The sequence below is a fragment of the Mesorhizobium sp. M1A.T.Ca.IN.004.03.1.1 genome, from assembly GCF_003997555.1.
In the GTDB taxonomy this organism is placed as follows: domain Bacteria; phylum Pseudomonadota; class Alphaproteobacteria; order Rhizobiales; family Rhizobiaceae; genus Mesorhizobium.
Genome location: NZ_RZTV01001069.1, coordinates 1 through 237 on the forward strand (window position 1 = coordinate 1; position 237 = coordinate 237).

Sequence of the window (237 nt, forward strand, 5' to 3'; positions counted from 1 at the left end):
GGAGGCTTCCGATGGAGAAATAGGCCTTGCGCACCATATGAAGCTGAAACCGGATCTCGTCATTCTCGACATCTCGTTGCCCCGCCGGGACGGCTTTGAAGTATTGGCTGAAATCAGGCGCCGCGGCGATACGCCAGTGATTATGGTGACTGGCCGGGGCAAGCTTATTGAACAACTGCAGGGCTATCGATGCGAAGTAGATGTTTACATTGCCAAACCGTTCGAACCGGACTTGGT

The 237-nt window shown here is 54.0% G+C and carries 1 protein-coding gene; it reads left to right on the forward strand.

Features of this window, described 5'->3' with window-relative positions:
- Positions 1–37: 37 nt before the first annotated feature.
- Positions 38–237 (forward strand): response regulator (locus EOD29_RS34950; protein ID WP_348630481.1); only part of this gene is annotated, 200 nt, incomplete at its 3' end.